General features: G+C 42.8%; 21 protein-coding genes and 1 riboswitch. Of the genes, 15 read left to right on the forward strand and 6 right to left on the reverse strand.

Translation table 11 applies throughout. The annotated features are described in order from the left end of the window. Positions 1 to 285: 285 nt before the first annotated feature. Entirely contained in the window at positions 286 to 2,094 is a 1,809-nt protein-coding gene (locus AC0VX7_RS04520; protein ID WP_475426864.1) for a solute:sodium symporter family transporter, read from the reverse strand. Positions 2,095 to 2,461: 367 nt separating this feature from the next. Here AC0VX7_RS04520 and AC0VX7_RS04525 point away from each other — a divergent pair, with 367 nt between their 5' ends. Continuing rightward, positions 2,462 to 2,836, forward strand: coding sequence for a DnaJ family domain-containing protein (locus AC0VX7_RS04525; RefSeq protein WP_475426865.1), 375 nt, complete (start codon positions 2,462 to 2,464; stop codon positions 2,834 to 2,836). Between the two features lie 186 nt (positions 2,837 to 3,022). On the opposite strand, the gene AC0VX7_RS04530 is transcribed toward AC0VX7_RS04525, so the two are convergent. Beyond that, the gene (locus AC0VX7_RS04530; RefSeq protein ID WP_475426866.1) at positions 3,023 to 4,504 is read right to left on the reverse strand and encodes a methyl-accepting chemotaxis protein; all 1,482 of its coding nucleotides are present in this window, start codon (positions 4,502 to 4,504) and stop codon (positions 3,023 to 3,025) included. A 198-nt stretch (positions 4,505 to 4,702) separates the two neighbouring features. Between AC0VX7_RS04530 and motA the strand changes: the two genes are divergently transcribed. From motA to AC0VX7_RS04565, 7 genes are all read left to right on the forward strand, one after another. Then, positions 4,703 to 5,497: a flagellar motor stator protein MotA gene (gene motA / locus AC0VX7_RS04535; RefSeq protein WP_214907884.1), complete on the forward strand. Its 795-nt coding sequence runs from the start codon at positions 4,703 to 4,705 to the stop codon at positions 5,495 to 5,497. Beyond that, the gene (gene motB, locus AC0VX7_RS04540) at positions 5,490 to 6,263 is read left to right on the forward strand and encodes a flagellar motor protein MotB (RefSeq protein WP_475426867.1); all 774 of its coding nucleotides are present in this window, start codon (positions 5,490 to 5,492) and stop codon (positions 6,261 to 6,263) included. Before motA ends, motB begins: the two co-directional genes overlap by 8 nt. A 328-nt stretch (positions 6,264 to 6,591) precedes the next feature. After that, positions 6,592 to 7,809: an MDR family MFS transporter gene (locus AC0VX7_RS04545; RefSeq protein ID WP_475426868.1), complete on the forward strand. Its 1,218-nt coding sequence runs from the start codon at positions 6,592 to 6,594 to the stop codon at positions 7,807 to 7,809. 515 nt (positions 7,810 to 8,324) lie between these two features. Next, positions 8,325 to 9,671, forward strand: coding sequence for a right-handed parallel beta-helix repeat-containing protein (locus AC0VX7_RS04550; protein ID WP_475426869.1), 1,347 nt, complete (start codon positions 8,325 to 8,327; stop codon positions 9,669 to 9,671). Next, positions 9,668 to 10,132 (forward strand): nitrous oxide reductase accessory protein NosL, encoded by a 465-nt coding sequence (locus tag AC0VX7_RS04555; protein ID WP_475426870.1) that lies wholly within the window; start codon positions 9,668 to 9,670, stop codon positions 10,130 to 10,132. The genes AC0VX7_RS04550 and AC0VX7_RS04555 overlap by 4 nt, the downstream gene beginning before the upstream one ends. Further along, positions 10,129 to 10,947 (forward strand): ABC transporter permease, encoded by an 819-nt coding sequence (locus AC0VX7_RS04560; RefSeq protein WP_475426871.1) that lies wholly within the window; start codon positions 10,129 to 10,131, stop codon positions 10,945 to 10,947. Before AC0VX7_RS04555 ends, AC0VX7_RS04560 begins: the two co-directional genes overlap by 4 nt. Further along, positions 10,940 to 11,650, forward strand: coding sequence for an ABC transporter ATP-binding protein (locus tag AC0VX7_RS04565; protein WP_475426872.1), 711 nt, complete (start codon positions 10,940 to 10,942; stop codon positions 11,648 to 11,650). Before AC0VX7_RS04560 ends, AC0VX7_RS04565 begins: the two co-directional genes overlap by 8 nt. Before the next feature lie 85 nt (positions 11,651 to 11,735). Here AC0VX7_RS04565 and AC0VX7_RS04570 read toward each other — a convergent pair whose 3' ends face one another. Then, positions 11,736 to 12,362 (reverse strand): nitrous oxide reductase accessory protein NosL, encoded by a 627-nt coding sequence (locus tag AC0VX7_RS04570; RefSeq protein WP_475426873.1) that lies wholly within the window; start codon positions 12,360 to 12,362, stop codon positions 11,736 to 11,738. Positions 12,363 to 12,610: 248 nt separating this feature from the next. On the opposite strand from AC0VX7_RS04570, the gene AC0VX7_RS04575 reads away from it, so the two are divergent. Both AC0VX7_RS04575 and AC0VX7_RS04580 read left to right on the forward strand, forming a co-directional pair. Next, positions 12,611 to 13,708 (forward strand): carbohydrate kinase, encoded by a 1,098-nt coding sequence (locus AC0VX7_RS04575; protein WP_475426874.1) that lies wholly within the window; start codon positions 12,611 to 12,613, stop codon positions 13,706 to 13,708. Positions 13,709 to 13,720: 12 nt separating this feature from the next. Then, positions 13,721 to 14,647 (forward strand): pseudouridine-5'-phosphate glycosidase, encoded by a 927-nt coding sequence (locus AC0VX7_RS04580; RefSeq protein ID WP_475426875.1) that lies wholly within the window; start codon positions 13,721 to 13,723, stop codon positions 14,645 to 14,647. Between the two features lie 105 nt (positions 14,648 to 14,752). On the opposite strand, the gene AC0VX7_RS04585 is transcribed toward AC0VX7_RS04580, so the two are convergent. Next, entirely contained in the window at positions 14,753 to 15,091 is a 339-nt protein-coding gene (locus tag AC0VX7_RS04585; protein WP_475426876.1) for a helix-turn-helix domain-containing protein, read from the reverse strand. A gap of 221 nt (positions 15,092 to 15,312) precedes the next feature. Between AC0VX7_RS04585 and AC0VX7_RS04590 the strand changes: the two genes are divergently transcribed. Then, positions 15,313 to 15,507 (forward strand): hypothetical protein, encoded by a 195-nt coding sequence (locus AC0VX7_RS04590; protein ID WP_475426877.1) that lies wholly within the window; start codon positions 15,313 to 15,315, stop codon positions 15,505 to 15,507. 241 nt (positions 15,508 to 15,748) lie between these two features. Next, positions 15,749 to 15,834: riboswitch (cyclic di-GMP riboswitch) on the forward strand. Between the two features lie 29 nt (positions 15,835 to 15,863). After that, positions 15,864 to 15,989, forward strand: a complete 126-nt coding sequence (locus AC0VX7_RS04595) for an anti-repressor SinI family protein (protein WP_215036020.1) — start codon at positions 15,864 to 15,866, stop codon at positions 15,987 to 15,989. Positions 15,990 to 16,160: 171 nt separating this feature from the next. Here the strand turns inward: AC0VX7_RS04595 and AC0VX7_RS04600 are convergent, their stop codons facing one another. Further along, positions 16,161 to 16,481, reverse strand: coding sequence for a helix-turn-helix domain-containing protein (locus AC0VX7_RS04600; protein WP_023625726.1), 321 nt, complete (start codon positions 16,479 to 16,481; stop codon positions 16,161 to 16,163). A 297-nt stretch (positions 16,482 to 16,778) separates the two neighbouring features. Here AC0VX7_RS04600 and treR point away from each other — a divergent pair, with 297 nt between their 5' ends. After that, positions 16,779 to 17,507: a trehalose operon repressor gene (treR, locus tag AC0VX7_RS04605; RefSeq protein WP_475426878.1), complete on the forward strand. Its 729-nt coding sequence runs from the start codon at positions 16,779 to 16,781 to the stop codon at positions 17,505 to 17,507. Between the two features lie 112 nt (positions 17,508 to 17,619). On the opposite strand, the gene AC0VX7_RS04610 is transcribed toward treR, so the two are convergent. Next, entirely contained in the window at positions 17,620 to 17,895 is a 276-nt protein-coding gene (locus tag AC0VX7_RS04610) for a late competence development ComFB family protein (RefSeq protein WP_041967705.1), read from the reverse strand. A gap of 201 nt (positions 17,896 to 18,096) precedes the next feature. Here AC0VX7_RS04610 and AC0VX7_RS04615 point away from each other — a divergent pair, with 201 nt between their 5' ends. Both AC0VX7_RS04615 and map read left to right on the forward strand, forming a co-directional pair. After that, positions 18,097 to 18,612 carry a type 1 glutamine amidotransferase domain-containing protein gene (locus AC0VX7_RS04615; protein WP_475426879.1) on the forward strand — a complete coding sequence of 172 codons (516 nt, stop codon included), beginning with the start codon at positions 18,097 to 18,099 and terminating at the stop codon, positions 18,610 to 18,612. A gap of 399 nt (positions 18,613 to 19,011) precedes the next feature. Further along, a complete protein-coding gene (gene map, locus AC0VX7_RS04620; RefSeq protein ID WP_475426880.1) occupies positions 19,012 to 19,761 on the forward strand; it encodes a type I methionyl aminopeptidase in 750 nt (249 codons plus the stop codon). The last annotated feature ends 30 nt before the right edge of the window (positions 19,762 to 19,791 follow it).

The raw sequence follows: 19,791 nt of genomic DNA on the forward strand, positions 1-19,791 counted from the left end.
GTCGCTAATAAAAGAGGTTTCATGGACATTTCAAGCAAAGAGCTGGAGTGAAATGTCTAATAAAAGAGGTTTAATGGACATTTCCAGTAAAGAGCAAGCACGAAATGTCTAATAAAAGAGGTTTCTTGGACATTTCTAGTAAGGAGCAAACACGAAATGTCTAATAACAGTGGTTTAATAGACAGTCCAGGCAAAGTACAGGAAGGAAATGTCTATTAAGAGTTCCTCCCAGTTAAAGACAAAAAGACCTATTAGATTAGATCACTAATAGGTCTTTGTTAATTATTAATATTTGTGCATGGTAGGCTGAAACTCTGCTGTTGGGCCACCTTTTCTTTCTGTTATAGCATTCTCACTCTGCAAATATCCAGCATATGTTTTATTCCACTTTTTAACCGCCAAAAATGACAACGCGATTGTAACGACGAGTATTCCCAGCGTCACTGGCCAAAATGCGGAGGATACATAGCCGCCGTCATATGCCAATCCAATCGGGGAGAATACAACATAAAGGATGGCAACAAGCGCTAGCAGGACGACAGATAATGGCAATGAGTATTTCCAAGGCACCATGTTGACGGCTGCTTCGGAGCGGAAGGTATATGGCGTGACTCTTGGTTTCCAGAATCCGATGGCCAGCATGATGATGACTTCAACCACGAACAGGATTGCGTAAATGTGGATGAAATGAATCGGAACGACAAAGTCGAACAGATGCTGTGTACCCCAGATGAGCATATAATAGGTAATGACATGGAAGATAATGACGACCTTCGCTGCAACCGACGGGACTCGTTTTGTAAAAATCCCAACCAGCAAAATCACGATAATCGGGATATTGAAAAAGCCTGTGAATCTTCTGATCAAATCCCATAATCCTTCAGGTGCATTCATCAATAGCGGTGCAATACATAATGATACGATTGCCAGCAGTGTCCCGGCGACTTTGCTAACCGAAATTAATTTCCGGTCATCAGCTTCAGGGTTGAAGCGAGCCTTGTAAATATCAAGGGCGAACATCGTTGCTGCGCTGTTCAGTAACGAATTGAACGAGCTTAGTACCGCACCAAGCAGGACAGCCAGGAAGAAGCCGGACATCCACGTCGGCAGTACATCGGATATCAAAGCCGGATAGGCCAGGTCAACAGACTTTAAGCCATCTCCGTACATATGAAAGGCGATCACTCCAGGAATCATCATCGTCAGCGGTACAAGCAGCTTGTAAAAGCCAGAAATCAGTACTCCTTTCTGGCCTTCAGCAAGGCTTTTCGCACCGAGTGTACGCTGAATCACATATTGATTTGAAGCCCAATAGAAGAGATTGGCGAAAATCATTCCGGTAAAAATAGTGCCAAATGGTACGGAATCATTCTTTGTACCGATAGAGTTCATCTTTTCGGTATTGGTAGTTGCAATTTGTTTCATTCCATCGCCGATGCTGCCATCACCGAGGGCTACTAAACCAAGGATCGGCACGAGCAGTCCGATGATGATCAAGCCGACACCATTCAAAGTATCGGAAATCGCCACAGCTTTCAGGCCGCCAAAAATGGCATAGATCGCACCGATGATACCGATGATCCAAATGACAATCCAAACGGATGCTTCATAGGAAATGCCGAACAGCTCTGGAAAGTTGAAAAGCTGCAAGACGGCAAGAGCTCCCGAATATAGCATGGATGGTGCTGTGACGAGTATGTAACCAAGCATGAATAATAGCACAGTATATTGTCTGACGCCTTCATCAAACCGCTTGCTTAAAAATTCAGGAAGCGTTGTGAAATTCCCCCCAAGATACTTGGGCAGCAAATAGATGGCCATGATGATGATGGCGAAGGCTGCTGTAACCTCCCATGCCATGTTTGATAGATTCGTTCTATAGGCTTGTCCATTCAATCCCACCAGTTGTTCAGCGGAAAGATTGGTGAGGAGGAGTGACCCTGCAATAAAACCGCCAGTCAACCCGCGGCCTGCAAGAAAGTATCCAGCTGAATCGCTGACTTCTCCTTTTGTCTTTACATACGAATACCATGCGACCAGCCCCATGAAAAAAGCGGCTGAAATCAGAGTGAACCCTATACCCCCAAAAGTCATTTCTGTGACACCCCTTGTTGTGTAATTATTTTACATACTAAATAGCCTGCTTGCTAACTCTTTAAACCTTTAGTGTGATAAAATCTCCTTTTACCAAGGCTGTTTTCGTAAAGATTGTTGTTAAAATCCTAAAGCCGATTTTAACGTAATATATAACCATTTTGCAGGTCGGTATTAAGTTTGCATGCTCTTTTCTCCTAATAAGCGTCAACTTTACGAAGAGATATGGTAATTAAATCTAATCTTGTTTCATTAGCAACAAAGTTTGAGAAAAGAGCTTTTACCAAATATTTAAATTAGAAAATACTGGATGAAAGTAATATAATAATAGTAGATATACTGAAAATAATGGACTGGAGTGGTTCAGATGGATTTTTCAATGGTGGTGTCGGAGGATCGAATCAAGCGTGCTTACAGAGACGGAGAGTTTGAAAATTTGCCTGGCTACGGGAAACCGTTGAACCTGGAAGATATGTCAGCCGTTCCAGAGGATCTGAGAATGGCCTATAAAATGCTGAAAAATGCCGGTTTCTCTCCGGAAGAACAGCGGTTAAGGCAGGAAGTGATGTCTATCGAAGACCTGATACGCACTTGTGAAAATCCAGATGAAAAAGACAGGCTGAACCAGGAACTAAGTCAGAAGCTTCTTCGGTACAATAAAATCATGTCGAGTCGGGGAGCTAAAACAAATTCATCCCTGTTTAAAAATTACGAACGGAAAATTGAAAAGAAGCTCTTATAAAGTAAAGGGCCAGGCGGAGAAATCCAGCCTGGCCCTTCTGTTATAAAATTTCACTTCGAGAATTGTCCAGCTCCAGCGCCTAGCCCCTCGAGACGCTTCGGTCCTGCCAATGTAGTCAAAGAACGACTTCACTGTCAGGCCCTCCAGCGCTTGTCGGGGCTGAACGAGGCGCTTGCGCTTTTCTTATTAAGCACCAAGCGTTTTGATTTTTTCTGCAGCAGCTGCTGTTTGGCTTACGTATGCTGCGATTGTCTCGTTATCGTCGTTCAATGTTTCAATCGTTGCATTCATTTCCTCTAGGCCTGCGGTTGCCTGCTCGATAATGGCAGCTAGCTCACGTGTTGATGCTTCGACATCGCCTGTCTGGTTTTTAACATCACTGACAGTTAATTCAAATTGGCCAAATTGGTTTGTCAGCTCACGAAGTGTACCGCTGACTTCTGTGAAGAAACCGGAAACCTCTTCGACTGCGGAACGGCTTTCTGTAAGCTTTTCGCTGCTGTCGTTCATTTTTTCCAGAGCTGAAGAGTTTGTTTCGTTCACAGCAGTAAGGTTTTCGGTAATCTGGATTGCAGTTTCTTTTGTCATTTCCGCGAGCTTGCGGATTTCGTTGGCAACGACTGAGAATCCTTTCCCAGCCTCGCCAGCACGTGCTGCTTCGATTGAAGCATTTAAGGCAAGCAGATTCGTTTGCTCTGTGATGTTGCGGATGTTGACAATGAAGCCGTTCGTTTCCTCAATTTTCTTCGTGAGCATGGAGAATGTCTGGCTCAGCTCGGAAATCGAAGAAGCAAGCTCTTTCATGTCGCCCTGAAGCTCGTTGATTTTAACTGAGCCGCTTTCGGAGGCCTTAGCTGCGTGCAAAGTATTGTCAGAGAGCAGGACAGACATATCCGACATTTCATCCATTCTTTGCTTCGTCAGCTCTGCATTCTCCGAGATTTGATTGATTTGTTCCGTCTGTACCTGGCTGCCAGCAGAAATTTCATTTACAGCGATTTTCATTTCTGTCTGAGAGGAAAGGTGTGTCTGGATTTGCTCGTTGATTTTGCCAAGACTCTCCGTTACGACAAGGAGTTCGCCATGGAGCAAAGCGCTGTGCTGCTCTTTACGGGCCTTTTCGTTTTCAGAATCAGCAAGGAAGGTCTCCAGTGATTTAAAGGCAGCCTTGTTCAAACGGATCAAGACGAACAGAACGGCGCCGATCAAAATATAACAAAGCAAAATCGCCGTGAAGGTGCTGCTTAAAAAGTCCTGGTTTTCTGTCGCCAGCATGGTGTTCATGACAACGGCAACAAGGCTGAGGCTGAATCCGGTAACAAAGATTTTTATATCAAAATGGATGGCTGAAAAGACAGCCAGGAACAGCAGGACGAGCAAAAATGCCCCATTGCCTCCGAACATTCCGATATAAAAGAAGTGATGAATGAAGATAGCAGCAAAAGCGGCATAAGGGAATAAGGACTCCTTCTTAAGCCATAGCTGGAATATTAGGAAAAACAAGACGAAAAATGCTAATTCACTTACATAAACCGCTGTTTTTAAAAAAATTTCTCTTTCGATGATGGTGTATGCTGCGGTCGCAATCAAGGATACCGAATAGGTGCTGAGCATCAAGATGTTTTTCTTTTTCGTATCCTGCCTGCGGAGATTTTGAATAGCCTCCACGTAAAAGCCTCCTTAGATGTTCTTTATATTTACTTTTATTATATCGGCATAAAAAATCTGAATCTTTATTGTTTGCGAAAAATTATTTTTAGACGTAATCACTTAAGATTTTTAAAAATATGTCGAAATAAAAAGAGATATTATGACAGTTAAAATCTAGAGACACAAATAGAAGTAAAGCAGACAGGGGAGTCGTACATGGATAAGTCGTCGATCATTGGTGTCATATTAGCGATCATTGCGGTAGGAGTCGGGATGGTGTTTAAAGGCGTAAGTGTGACCGCCCTTGCCAATCCAGCAGCGATCTTAATTATAATCGTGGGTACTGTTGCAGCGGTAACAATTGCCTTTCCTGCAAAAGAATTGAAGAAAGTGCCCAAGCTTTTCAAGATTTTATTCAAGGAACAGGAAAGTGCCGACTTACCTTCATTGATCCGTTTATTTTCTGAATGGGCCCAGCTAGCTCGCAAAGAAGGTTTGCTTGCACTTGAAGCGAAGACAAGTGAAATCGATGATGAATTTTTAAAGAATGGTTTATCGCTTGCCGTGGATGGCCAGAGTGCCGACTACATCAGGGACGTTTTAACAGAAGAAGTTGAAGCAATGGAAGAACGCCACCTTTCCGGAGCGGCCATTTTTACCCAGGCTGGCACTTATGCTCCGACACTAGGGGTTCTTGGAGCGGTAGTTGGTTTGATTGCGGCGCTAAGTCATATGGACAATACCGACGAGTTAGGTAAAGCAATCAGTGCGGCATTCGTTGCGACATTGTTGGGGATTTTCACTGGTTATGTTTTATGGCATCCATTCGCCAATAAATTGAAGAGGAAATCAAAGCAAGAAGCACAAGTAAAATACATGATGATAGAAGGAATCCTCTCAATCCTTGAAGGGGAAGCACCAAGAGTGATTGAACAGAAACTTGCTTCCTATTTGCCTGCAGGCGAAAGGAAATTGATCCTTGAGGAAAGCAGCGTGGCGAAGGATGAGTAGGAAAAGGAAGAAAAAGCATCACGAAGAGCATATGGATGAGTCCTGGCTGATACCGTATGCGGATCTTCTTACCCTCCTGCTGGCACTATTCATCGTTCTGTTTGCAATGAGCTCAGTTGATGCCGTCAAATTCCAGCAGCTCTCAAAGGCATTCAATGATGTATTTGCCGGAGGGACAGGGGTGTTCGAGTTCCAGAGCCCGATGCCCGAAGGACAGATGGAATCACCGGATGAGCGCAAAGAAGATGTCGAAAAGAATGACGAGGAGAAGGCCGATGTTGCCAAGGATCAAATGGAGCTTTTGGCCATTCAGCAGAAGGTCAATTCTTATATAGAAGAAAAAAAGCTGACAGATAAACTGGAGACAAAGCTGACGGATGAGGGACTGCTGCTGACGATTCGTGACAATGTCCTGTTTGAATCAGGCAGGGCTGAGGTGCGCTCAACCGATGTGAATATCGCCAATGAGATTGCGGACTTGCTGGTCATGGAGCCGCCGCGGAATATCATTATCAGCGGTCACACGGATAATGTACCAATCAGGACCGCGAGATATGAATCGAACTGGGAACTCAGCGTAATGCGTGCCGTCGAATTCATGAAAATCATTTTAAAAAATGAACAGCTTGACCCGCGCTGGTTCAGCGCCAAGGGTTTTGGTGAATTCCAGCCAGTGGCTACGAACGATACCGCCGAGGGCAAAGCAAGGAACCGTCGCGTAGAGATTTTAATTCTTCCGCGGACAAGCAATAATCCTGGACAATAATTTGAAGTACCGCTGCCATGCGATATGGCGGCGGTTTTTTATTTCAGGAGAAAGTATAAAATTTTCACTTCGAGAATTGTCCAGCTCCAGCGCCTAGCCCCTTGAGTCGCTTCGGTCCTGCCAATGAAGTCAAAGAACGACTTCACTGGTCGGTCCTCTGAGGCACACGATGTGCTAGACCCGCCAGCCACAGGACGTGGCGCTTTGAGGCGGGCAGCGCTTGTCGGGGCTGACCAAGGCGCTTGCGCTTTTCTTATACAGAGGGTATTTTCATAATTTTGGATATTTGCTATGATTTAGGAATCTAAATTTTCCGAGGTAAAAAGAAATGAATAAACTTAAAAGCTATTACCGGCAATTTCATCCGATCGTATGGGTACTGCTGAGCGGAACAGTTCTCGCAAGGGGTTCAGCGTTCGCGACGCTGCCATTCCTGGCTATCTACCTTTCTAGGAATCTAGATTTACACCCTGTCCTTATCGGCATTACAATTGGAATCAGTCCATTAGCGGGAGTGATTGGCGGCTTCCTGGGAGGCCATTTGTCTGATCGATTCGGCCGCAAACCGGTCATGATTGGTTCATTGTTTTCGATGTCGCTCGTCTATTTCGGTTTTATGATCGTGGAAACTCCGGGATGGTTCATTGTACTAAATGCGTTAAATGGCTTGAGCGGGTCATTTTTCGAACCGACTGGCCAGGCGCTGATTGCCGACCTGACGGAAAAGAGCAAGCGGATGAGAGCATTCTCTCTAAGGTATACGGCGATCAATATCGGAGCATCGGTGGGACCGTTGCTCGGTGCCTATCTTGCAATGGTGTCAGCTAAATCAGCTTTCATGGTAACAGGAATTATGTATTTCATATATTTACTGATTTTGGCGTTAATGATGAAAAAATACAATCTGGGAAATCCAGCAAGCGAAAATGCCTCTAAAGTAACGATTGCCAGCTCCTTGAAGATCATTGGCAAAGATAAAGCGTTAAGGTATTTGATTTTAGGAACAATCATCATTAACTTTGGTTATTCCCAAATGGAATCGAATGTCCCGCAGTATCTGGAATCAACAATCGCGAACGGCGTATTCGTTTATTCAGTGATGTTGTCCATCAATGCGGTCATGGTCGTCCTGCTGCAGATGCCGATCAGCCACTACGCAGAAAGGTTCAAGACGATGCAGGTCATGATGGCCGGAGCAGTCTTCCTATCGGTGGGCATGCTGACATTCGGGTTTGTAACGGGATGGTACACTGGCATACTGGCCATTGTCTTTATCACAATAGGGGAAATCCTGATCTTTCCCTCAAGCAGTTATCTCGTCGATCAGCTCGCTTCGGATGAACTGCGGGGAACCTATTTCGGAGCCGCGCAATTCCGGAGAATTGGCCATTTTCTCGGTCCGATTGCGGGAGGTTATTTATTGAATGAAGCAGGAGGGACCGTATTATTCTCGTTCATTGCCTTGGTGGTGCTCGGAAGTATCCTTTTCTTCATTCAGGGAAACAAGATATTTGTGAAAACAGCACCAACAGTGGTGAAAAACTAATGAAAAGAGCGAGGTTCCGAAGTGGAATCTCGCTCTTTTTGTGCAGGTTGCCTGAATAGCAAGCTTAGAAATTAAGTTTATAGCGAGTTCTATTTATAAAGCGAAATGAAATTTACACATCTGCATCACCTTTTTAAAGTAAAAAGGAAACCGCAGCAATTACTCGGCTTCCTGTTCTGGCGTATCCGGCTGGCACATTTTATCGACAGCAAAGCCAATTACAAGCATCATTGCGATCGGAATGGAGAAGTTTAAAATATGAACAATTGTCATGTCCAAGTCCTCCCTTAACCCTTAGTAAGGTTTACATATTATTTATATTATATTGTATTTGTCACAAAATAGACACATTTACTTTTGATTATTCTGAAAACTTTACAGATTCAACTAGTTTGCCCCTATTTTCACTATAAATCTCTTTATTAACTTCAACGATTCCCAACAAATATTTCAAGGTTTCATCACATTTTTTTGCTAGTTTTAAAAAGAGAATAATACAGGGAGGAGGCAGCTGTATGTGGAGGCTGACAAGGCCGCTTGCATTTAATTTCTTTTTGCTTCTAATGCTCATTCCCATTCATACCTATGCCGATGAGTCCAAAGTGGAGGTCGGCCAATCGATTCAGAGAGCTGTCGATAATGCCAAAAATGGGGATACCATTATAATCTCCCCTGGATTGTACAAAGAAAGTTTCGTGATCAATAAGGAAGTCGCTATAAAAGGAGAAGAGGGAGTAATCATTGATGGCGTTGGAGAAGGGCATGTTATCACGATCACTGCTTCAAATGTGGTTATTGATGGTCTCACAATCCAGAACAGCGGGTCTGGTCAAGAGGACAGCGGAATTTACATTAAAAAAGCTGACAGAAATGTCATTCAAAACAATACATTGAAAAATGCACAGTACGGAATTTATATAGCAAACAGCCATGAAAACCAGCTGATTGAAAATAGCATTTCAAGCAACAAAGCACATTTCTCCAAGCGTGGGAACGGTATTCATATGTTCAAGGGAGGCGGTCATTTTCTGAAAGGAAATGAAATCGCCTACGTACAGGATGGGATTTACTTTGATTTTACTAAAGACATCCAGGTGTCGGAGAATCATGTCACTGAGTCACGCTATGGGATGCATTTTATGTTCAGTGAGGGAATTTTAGCTCAGAGAAATCATGTTGAAAAAAATGTGACGGGGTTCATGGTGATGGATTCAGCCGGCATTGACTTCATTGAAAACAGGGTGACAGACCATTTTCATTTCCGTGGCTACGGAATCTTGATATATGAAACGAAGGATGTTCTCGTCGAGGGCAATGAAATACTGCGGAACAGCACAGGACTTTCCCTGGAATATGGGGTAAATACGTTAATCAACAGGAATCAGATAGCCGCTAATCAGATTGGTCTTGAATTCATGGGAAGGAATGAAAATAACACGTTCTCCGAAAACAATTTCATCGGGAATGTCGTTCAGTCGAAGATTTCAGGGGAAGATATGAGGCTGGATGATGGTGTGAAGGGAAACTACTGGGATGATTACAGCAGTTTTGACCTTTCTGGTGATGGAGTGGGAGAAGAAGCTTACAAGGCTGGTTCACTGTATGATCGCCTATTGAGGAAACAGCCGTACTGGCAATTCTTTTTTGAAAGTCCTTCCATCAAGCTGTGGACCAAGGCAGAAGCTTTATTTCCTTCTTTTGGGACAGCAGATGTTTATGATGCCCGCCCGCTGGTAGAACCGGTAATCATGCTTCAGGAAGTTGAACAGCGGAGCAAGGACCGAATGATCCCAGGAGTATTAGGCATACTGTTTATTTTGTTCTCGATATTCGTGATTGTGAAAGGAAGGAAACTGCGATGATCAAAAAGTTTGGAATTCTGTTGATGATGTCTGTTGGGGTAGTATCGGGCTGCAGCAACAGTGCGATGGAGCCGGAGGAAATCAACCCGGAAATTGATGTGTGTGAAGTTTGCAATATGGGCCTTGCCCATGAGCATTATGCGACAGAGATTGTCACCGCCGATGGCGAAATATATAAGTTTGATGATATTGGCTGTATGGATGAATTCTTGGAAATGGAGCCATTGCTTAAGGAAGAAAGTGCGGCGAAAAAATATGTGCGTGACATGGATACGGGAGAATGGATTGAACTGGACAAAGCTTATCATGCGTACCATCCGGACTTCTGGACACCAATGGCAAATGGTGTGGTCAGTTTCAAGGACAAAGAGAGCGCTGAACATTATATTGAGGAACAGGGAATGGGCGAAGTGCTGGATTATAATTCATTAAAGAAACATGAGTGGAGCTGGGGGCAATGAGGCACATCGCGAGGCAGCAAATGACCTTGATGATGAGAAGCCATTGGCTTGCCGGTTTTGGCTTATTGTTCTCATCCCTGGCCGTGATGGTCGCATTTTTGGGCAACACAGGAGGAACAGGGTTTGACGGGTTTAACAGGATGACGGCCAGCTTGCTGAATATTAACTTACTATTGATTCCTTTGCTGTCTTTGCTGATCGGCAGCTTGTTTTTGTCCGGTGAAAAGGAAGACCGCGGTTTAACGCTGCTGCTCACATATCCCATTTCACCATGGGCAGTTATTCTTGGGAAGTATGCAGGTTTGTTTGTTGCGGTTTGGTCTGTCCTGACGTTTGGATACGGTGCAGCATTGCTCGTCATCTTCTTCGTTGGCGGGGGAGTCTCTGTTTCTTTGCTGGTGTTGTTTTATATGTATTCGATCTTGCTGGCGGCTATTTTCCTGTCACTGGCGATGATGATTGGCATAATGGCCAAAACGCGGTTCCAGGCGCTGGGGATCAGCTTGATTGTCTGGGCCTTCCTTGTGCTTTTCTATGAATTTATCATTATGGGGTTGAGCATGTTCATGATGAAGCAATGGTTGCTGCCAATGCTGACTGTGTCCATTTTTCTCAATCCAGTAGAGTTGATTCGCGTCCAGTCGATTTTGTCGCTGGATGGAGCATCAGTATTCGGGCCGCGATTATATGATTTAACCATCTGGGCAGATGGATTGATAGGCAAAACGCTATTTATTCTTTCTGTTTTGCTTTGGACGATCCTGCCTGTCCTATACTCTGTGTACAGGACTAAACGGGGGGTTGAGGATGAATAGCAAGGAATGGATCAGGATAGAAGGATTGGCAAAACACTATAGTCCGACAAAGAAGATTACTGATATCAGCTTCTCAATCGACAAGCCTGAAATCTTTGCACTCTGCGGTGGAAACGGTGCAGGCAAAAGTACATTGATCAAAATGCTAACAGGGATTATGAAGCCGACTGCGGGCATGGTATTTATGGACGGTAAGAAAGTTGAACCGCAAAGTAAAGAGTTCAAAAAACTATTTTCCTATATGCCGGATGAAATGCTCTTTCCACGCCAGCTGACGGGGTTGGAAGTTTTGACTTTTTTTGCGAGGTTAAGAGGAATAAGCGATGAAAAAGTGACTGAAGCTCTTCATCTGGTTGGCTTATTTGATGTACGAGATATGCAGATTAAACAATATTCTAAAGGAATGCAGCAGCGACTTTCGCTTGCGCAGGCGCTGTTGCCGGATGTCCCGTTGCGAATTCTCGATGAACCAACCAATGGACTTGATCCACTCTGGGTTTACCGCTTCAAGGAGATAATCCTGGAAGAAAAACGCCAGGGCAGAACGATTTTCTTTACTACCCATATCCTTAGCCTTGTCGAAGAATTGGCAGACAGGGCCGCGTTCATGCAGGAGGGGCATCTGCAGTATTGTGATTCAGTTGAATCACTAGTACAAAAAAACGGTGTCTATACGCCGCTTGAAAAGGTCTTCTTCAATTAGATATTAGTTAAATACTAGACGAAAAATCCCGGTGCTGAATTACACACCGGGATTTCATTTTATTGGTTATACGTAAAGTTCACCATTAATGGCCGCTTTCCTCTTCGCTTTCTCCATCCATTTCGCTGTCCTGATCCATATCCATGCTGTCGCTATTCATCTTCATTTTTTTCATATAGCGTTCGTTTGCGATTTGGTCGATTTGCTCCCATGTTGCCATGGCAGGATTCTTGTCGCTGTTTTCCGAAATGAATTTCTCGGAGCTTTCGTTGTCTTTGAAGAATGCGTAGCCGTATTTCATAGGTGTTTTAAGATCTGCTTTTACAGGAATCGCAGAATCAGCCTCGACCCATTCTGATGTTATATAATCACGGACCCATTTCTCTTCAAATTCTACATCATCACGTCTAGTAATATTCAATAGACAGCCTGAGTCATCAAAGAATACATACTCTCCGTCTTTCGTTTTGGCCTGTGCGGTGAAAACTCCCATTGGATCAGCTTCCGGATATACCTTCATGTTGCAGAATGCACAAACATCTTCAGCACCTGGTTCATGAGGCCCATCTGCATGGTCATCATCATCGTGTTTCACTTCAGTTGCCGCAGTTTCCTGACCATCTTTTTGTTCATTTTCAGCCGCATCATCTCCGCAGGCAGAAACGATTATCATTAAAAATAATGCCACCATGATAGCAAATAATTTCTTCATAAAAATCTCCTCCTTTGATCGAATTTAATCCTATCAGGGAGTTGTGATTAAAATGCGAAAAATCAAAGGAAAAAGCGTGAGAAGCATATTATTTTTATGACGATTTTGTGACAATCCTTCAAACTTTAATGTTTTGTATACATGCCTTTTTTAATAAAATAATCAAATATTGATAAAGTTGTGCATATTCAGATAAAGGTTTAAGATTTAAGTGTAAGCTATATTTTGGAAATAGCGAGGTGCGCAACATGGACGAAAAAGAGGCTCTTGTTTTAAAGCTGATAAAAGAGAATCCGTTCATTTCACAGATTGATCTTGCTGCAAAGACAGATTTACCGCGTTCCGAAGTTGCCGGCTATATTTCTTCTTTAATAAAGCAAGGAAAGCTTATTGGACGGGCATATATTTTACCGGAAAGGCGTCAGGTACTGTGTGTGGGAGGGACAAATGTCGACCGCAAAATATGGTCGAAGGGTGTTCTGGAGCTACGCACTTCGAACCCGGCTGAAAGCTCTAAATCATGCGGAGGGGTTGCCAGGAATATCGGAGAGAATTTGGGCAGGCTTGGAAGTGATGTAAGTATATTGACAGTAGTCGGTGATGACCACGAAGGCCACTGGCTTATGGAATATACAAAGGCATTTGCAAATGTGGGCCCATCAGAAACACTCAAGGGGCAGTCGACTGGAGCGTATACGGCAATACTAGATAATGAGGGAGAAATGACGGTAGCGTTAGCGGAAATGTCAATCTATGATTCTATCACTCCTGACTTCATCGATCGAAAATGGGGTTATTTCGCTTCATCAGATTTCATTATGCTGGATACAAATTTCCCGGCAGATGTCCTTGAAAAGATTATTGAACGTTGCCATATGGAAAAAATTCAGCTGTGCATTACACCCGTTTCATCCCCAAAAGCAAGGAAGCTCCCACAGGATTTAGCAGGAGTGACCTGGCTGATCGCCAATAAGGATGAGGCAGAAGCTATTTCAGGCATCAGCATCAACAATGAAGGCGACTACTTTAAGGCAGCGGAGTTGATTATACATAAAGGTGTAGAGAAGGTTGTCATCAGCCGCGGAGACAAAGGCCTCATTTATTTCACTTCAAAAGGTGAAGCTGGTGTACTGATTCCCCCGGCAATTTCTGTTATCGATGTAACAGGAGCAGGAGATTCACTCGTTGCAGGAATCATATATGCCCATTTGAATGGCATCCAGACAGAGGATGCTTGCAAAATTGGCATGGCCTGTTCCATCCTGACGCTGCAATCGATTGAGACAGTAAATCCGATTTTGAATAATAAACAATTGCTAGACACATATAAACAAAATTTCAAATAAGCGAGGTACACGATGCTGGAAAAGTGGCTAGAATATTCACAGGAAGTAATAGAAGCGAAAGAAGCAGGCAGACCGGTCGTCGCCCTGGAATCTACAATCATCTCACATGGCATGCCTTATCCACAGAATGTCCACACAGCGAGGGAAGTAGAACAAATCATCCGTGAAAATGGAGCGGTACCTGCAACCATTGCCATCCTCGATGGAAAAATAAAAATTGGCTTGTCAGATGAAGAGCTTGAATACCTAGGGCAGAGCAGAGATGTTGAAAAGGCGAGCCGGCGGGACTTGCCGTACTTGTTATCTGCAAAGAAAAATGGAGCGACAACGGTGGCAGCAACGATGATTTGCGCAGAGCTCGCAAAGATTGAAGTGTTTGTGACCGGCGGAATAGGAGGCGTACATCGCGAAGCAGAAACAACAATGGATATTTCCGCCGACCTGCAGGAGCTGGCCAAGACGAATGTCGCGGTTGTATGTGCCGGCGCCAAGTCTATTCTTGACCTTGGACTCACGCTTGAATATCTTGAAACTCAAGGGGTTCCTGTTGTAGGTTTTGGGACTGAATCGCTGCCAGCCTTTTATACGCGTACAAGTCCATACAATGTTAACTTCCGGCTTAATACACCAGAAGCTGTAGCAGAGATGATCAAAACCAAATGGGAACTGGGACTTGATGGAGGAGTCGTCGTGGCTAATCCAATTCCGGAAGAAGACGCCTTAGAGGAAAGTTTTATCGCCAATGTAATTGAAAAAGCCCTGGGTGAAGCCAGAGAAAAACAAATCGGCGGCAAACAGGTAACTCCATTCCTTCTTGGGAAGGTGAAAGAATTAACTGATGGGAAAAGCCTTGTTGCGAATATCGCACTTGTGAAAAATAATGCGAGGGTGGGGGCAAAGATTGCAGCCAGCCTGGCCAAACAGAGAATCAGCCTATGAGGCTGGTTCTTTTTTTGGAGACAAACAGTCAAATCAACGCCTCTTATAGGAAATACTTGTTCTAAAGCGCAGTTTTGCATTGTAATTTATATAAATACTTAACTGCTAATCCTGTTTTCTCATGCTCTTGAACTTCATGAAATCCAGATAATAAGCAAAATCTTCTTTGCTGATCCCGTTTTTTATAGCTTCATCAACGAGTCCAACCCATTCCTCATCAACAGGCATCCTGGCAGCTTTCATGTTTTGCTGTCCCATCAAATACTCAACAGTTGTATCCAAGTTGTCTGCCAGGCGGGACAATACCTGAAGCGATGGATTTCCCTGGATCCCTCTTTCGATATAACTGAGATAGGATTTGGAAACATTTGCTCTTTCAGAGAGTTCACTAATGGAATACTTTTTTTTAAGCCTTAAACTTTTTATTTTCTCTCCAACCGTCATAAGAGAATCTCCTTTTTGTTCATCTATGAATTCATTATAACGAACAATTCAGTTCTTTTAAAAATACAAGAAACTGAGATAAACGGAGGGATTTCTTAAAAAAGAACGATTTTTGTTCTTTTTTAAGAAAATTAGCGATATTTTAGACTTTTTCAGAATTGATACAAATGGACTATACTCGAATGGAATATAGTAACAAATTTCTTTTAAAAGGGGGCTTGATGGCCGTGTACAGAAAAAATTGTGATCGTTGTAACCGTCCTTCGTTTAGCAGCAGTGAGGTTGGAGAGTGGCTCTGTCCGATTTGCGGAAAGGATTTAACGAGATACCCGTTTTTTAATGCCATCAGTCTTGAGAAAGTGGCAATTTTACCGCACTTAAAAAAGCAAATGTATAAGAAAACTGGCCATCCATAGGACCATCTCAAGTTTATGGGGGTTATTTTTAAAAAAGAGTTCAACAATTAGAGCTATAATCTGACAAAAATCTTTAAGTAAATGGTTTAAATTTTCAGATAATAAAACTTTTATGCTATGTTTTTGTAATTGTTTGGAAGAAAAGAGAAAAAATACTTAGATTGTTGCCGACAAATATTTACATGTTAAATATATCGAACAATGTACAATGACATTGGGAGTAAAAAAGTGAGTAAAAAGATACAGAAAAAGGCAAACTTGTTGAAAAACTAGGACGCAAAGTCACGGATCTAAGGTGCGATGTACTATGATGGCCGGACTGCCTGGAATACTAACTGTATTTTGGGGGGAAGAACTTGATTAAAGAACAGGTAGTTTTCGAAGAACTGGATACAGAATGGATGCAACTTATAATGGAAGCATTAGAGTTGGGGATAAACAAAGAAGAAATCAGGGAGTTTTTAACGAAGACCAACAAATAGGCAAGTGGATCTTTACATAGAAAATGGAATTGCCATCGAGCAGCTCTTTTTAGAGGTGCTTTTTATTTTTTAATAAGGCTCTTTTCGTATATGCAGCGAAGGATGAAAAGCCACAATCAATGCGAAAACAGCCGTAATAAAAAATGGACAGCACAGGCTGTCCATTGAGGTTTATTTATTGTGGAGTCTCCATTTATTGAATTCCAGAAACTCACGGAACTGGTCTTTTGTGATACCAGAATCCATTGCTTCTTTTACAAGATTGACCCAATCAGAATCCATGTTTTCTTTGTCAGGTTGTTCATGGATTAGATGGTCTACCGGTACATTCAATACTCCTGCTATCTTTTCTAAAAATTGGATTGAAGGATTTGTTTGAAGGTTTCGCTCCAAAGAGCTCAAATATGATTTTGCCACGCCAGCTTGCTCTGCCAGTTCAGATAAGGACATCCTTTTTTCTTGTCGAAGTTTCTTGACGCGTTCACCGATCACTGTTATCCACACACCTTATCAATTTATAGTTATATCATAACAAATCTGATAAAATAGTTCCATATTGAGAACGACTTATAGAACAATTATAACCAGAATTAAAGTTTTTGGGGTCTATTTTTATCAAAAAACCTGTTGGGAAAAAACTCGATGCTTTTATATCGGCTATTGTAGTTTATAGTTGCACATTATTTTATGAAGTTTGTATGAAAAAAACAAACACAATTGTCTATTGTATTCAAACGAACATAAAAAAGGTAAAATGGTAGCAATCAGACAAGGTACGGGTGATATGTTATGCAGAAAAAGTATTTATTGATCTATGAAGAGATTTCGAAACAGATCCAGGAAGGACATTATCCTCCTAAAACGATTTTGCCATCTGAAAATGAATTTGCGGATATGTACCAAACGTCCAGGGAAACCATCCGTAAAGCGCTGAATCTTCTTGCTCAAAATGGGTTTATCCAAAAAATTCGCGGCAAGGGTTCACTTGTGCTGGATTTAAAAAGACATCAGTTTCCGATTTCCGGATTGATCAGTTTTAAAGAACTGGCGGAGAATATGGGTGGAAAGGCGAAAACGACTGTGGAAGAATTCACTCTCGAATTGGCAGGCCGGGAAATTGCCAGGGAATTGAATGTTGAGGATGATGAAAAGGTTTGGAAGGTTAAAAGAGTACGGCATATTGATGAAGAACGAGTGATCCTCGACAAGGATTTTCTCGTAGAAAAGCATGTGCCAGGACTATCACGTGAGAAATGTGAAAACTCAATATTTGAGTATATAGAAGGAAAACTGGAGAAAAAAATCAGCTTTGCAAAAAAGGAATTCACAGTAGAGGAACCAAGTGCCGAGGACAAAAAACTCCTTGATATGGATGGGTTTAATGCAATCGTCATCGTGAAAAACTATATTTATTTTGATGATGCTACCCTGTTCCAATATACCGAGTCAAGGCACCGCCCCGACAAGTTCCGTTTCGTTGATTTTGCCAGACGGATGGATACCCAACAGTCTTTATAACAAAAAAAGAAGCTGCCATTGATGGATGCCCGGTTACCCGGCTGTCAATTGGCAGCTTTTATTTTTAGATAAGGGATCAGATATTGGTACAATCTGATTACTTATTTCTGATTTAATGCTTTGGGTATTTGCCGACAAGATGAATGGCACTGATGATTCTTTTATTGATCCAGGTTCTGTTTTCCTGGGTATTAAGTTGTTCGTAAACCATCTTCCTGCCATCTTCTGTCGTGACGTAGTGACTTGGAAGAGTGTTCAGGCTGATGGCAATGATATCATTCCGGCACTTCTGGCAATTACAGAAGGTCTGGTAATCAGGGCTCATCATCAACACATTGACAAGAGTGGAAACGACCTCTTCCATTACATTGACATAACTAAATTTCATGGTGCCTTCTCTCCCTATTGATGTCTTAAATTAAATTATAGTTGAATGGCGAAAATATAAAATGTTTTTTTTATTTTTGCTATAAGATAGGTCTTTTGGCATGTTTTTATACAAGATAATGGAACTTATATTAGATGTTTTACAAACGGAAGACAGGGAATTTTAATAGTGGAGATTTTTAAAAAAGGAGATGTTGAATATATGGGTAAAAAAATTGCCTGTTTAATAACCGATTTATTTGAAGATGTGGAATATCTTGAGCCGTCACGTGCTTTTACTGAAGCTGGACATGAAGTGGTTACGATTGAAAAGGAACAAGGCAAGACCGTTACTGGAAAGCAGGAAAAAGCTGAGGTTAAAATTGATGAAAGCATCGACAGAGTCAAGCCGGAAGACTTCGATGCACTCTTCATCCCAGGAGGATTCTCTCCGGACCAGCTGCGTGAGGATGAGCGATTCGTCCAATTTGCCAAGGCATTCATGGACGAGAAGAAACCTGTCTTCGCCATCTGCCATGGACCGCAGTTGCTGCTTACCGCAAAAACGCTTGAAGGCAGAGGAGCCACCGGCTATAAGTCCATCCGCGTCGACATGGAATATGCCGGAGCAAAATACATGGACAAAGAAGTCGTCGTTTGCTGCAATCAGCTCGTGACCAGCAGGGAACCGAAAGATATCCCGGCATTCAATCGCGAGGCACTAAAAGTGTTGCAATAATATTTGCAGAGGAACCCTTTTGCTTAGGCAGGAGGGTTTTTTATTGGTGTTTATTTGGGTCTGGAAATTGGGAAAAAACGCGTGGAATTTCCAGTTCGCCAATAAATTTTGATTATCGCCAATAAGTTGCAGGTTTTCGCCAATAAAATCTGATTTTCGCCAATAAGTTAGAGGAAATCGCCAATAAAATATTTTTTTCGCCAATAAGTTGTGGAACCTCCAACTAAAAGGAATTGAAACTAACCAAAAAACACTGTTTAAGCGGATTGTGTTTGGAAACAACTATAATTTCTTCAAAAATAGCAAGATTGAAGTTGAAATGCGCCATCAACCGGTTCATTTTGCGAATTTATTCATATAAGATAATATAGAATTGAATTGATTCGGGGAGATGACGGAATGATTGTATTAAAATCGGCACGTGAGATTGAAAATATGAAGGCAGCGGGTAAGCTGCTCGCTTCCGTGCATAAAGAGTTGCGCAAACTGATCAAGCCGGGGGTAACCACCTGGGAAATCGACCAGTTTGTCGAGGATTATTTAAAAAAACACGGAGCCACTCCACAGCAGAAAGGCTACCGTAATTATCAATATGCAACATGCGCCAGCATCAATGATGAGGTGTGCCACGGCTTTCCTCGGAAAGAGGCGCTGAACGATGGCGATATCGTCACGATAGATATGGTCGTCAACCTGAATGGCGCGCTGGCTGATTCGGCTTGGAGCTACGCAGTTGGAAATGTGAGCGAACAATCACAAAAGCTGCTTGAAGTGACAAAAGAGGCATTGTATCGCGGCATAGCTGCCTCCGTACCTGGAAACCGGGTTGGCGACATCGGTCATGCGATCCAGTCATATGTAGAGGGAGAAGGTTTTTCGGTTGTACGTGAATTTATTGGCCACGGTATTGGGTCCGTAATTCACGAAAAGCCTGATATTCCGCACTATGGACTGCCAGGCAAAGGGCCAAGGCTGAAGGAAGGTATGGTATTCACCATCGAACCAATGGTGAATATCGGCGAATGGAAAACGAAGATGGATTCTAACGGCTGGACAGCAAGAACAGTGGACGGCAAGCTGTCCGCGCAGTATGAACATACCATTGCGATTACCAAAGATGGTCCGGTCATTTTGACGGAACAGGATTAACAATGAAGCGGGCTAAACATGAGTTTGGCC

The sequence above is a fragment of the Mesobacillus sp. QJM3NY_10 genome, from assembly GCF_056173465.1.